The 634-nt window shown below is 69.1% G+C and carries 1 protein-coding gene; it reads right to left on the bottom strand.

Annotated elements, in window-relative coordinates; all coding sequences use genetic code 11:
* Positions 1 to 634 (bottom strand): putative T7SS-secreted protein (locus IEZ01_RS34485; protein ID WP_373287711.1); only part of this gene is annotated, 634 nt, incomplete at both ends.

The following is a 634-nucleotide window of genomic DNA, read 5'->3' as shown; positions in this document are numbered from 1 at the left end:
TGGAGCGTCTCGATGTTCAGTGCGCCGTAGGCGTCGATGGCGTTGGAGGCGAGGCGGTTGGAGGCAGGGGGTTCGGCCGGGGCGTGTTCGGTCGCCTTCTGGATGGCCTTCTGTACCGCGGCGCCGGCCTCGTTGCGCTGTCGTCGCGCTTCACCGAGGATCTCGTGCGCGCGGCGGACATCGGCGAGGCCGGGTACCTTGAACGGCGGGGGTTCGGGACCGGGGTCGCGTCCGGCGAGGGCGGCGGCGTTGTAGGTGTCGACCTTGCTGTTGTAGGCGTCGACCGCCTTCTTCGAGTCCGCCTGCCCCTTCTTGTGGAGGGCGATGGCCTCGGCTGCCTTGTCCTGCGCCCAGACAACCGTCTCCGCGTAGCGGACGAGCGCACCGCCCACCGTCGCGCACGCGTCCGCCGCGTGCAGCCACTTCATCGGCTCCATGGCCAGTTTGGCGCGGAAGGCGTTGCCGGACTGGCCTTTCCAGCCGTTGGAGTCCAGGGTGCGCATGCCCCTGCCCACCTGGTCGAACGCGGTGTGGAAGTCCTTGAGGTGCCCGGCGATCTCGCGGATCTTGTCGGGCTTGCCGTGGATGAGCTCGTTGGCCTCCTCGGTCTGCCCGAGCTGCTGCTCACCGACCT

This window comes from Streptomyces purpureus (genome assembly GCF_014648195.1).
GTDB lineage: Bacteria > Actinomycetota > Actinomycetes > Streptomycetales > Streptomycetaceae > Streptomyces > Streptomyces purpureus.
The sequence above is the reverse complement of the archived record's forward strand: the minus strand, read 5'-3'. Positions and strand labels throughout refer to the sequence as shown.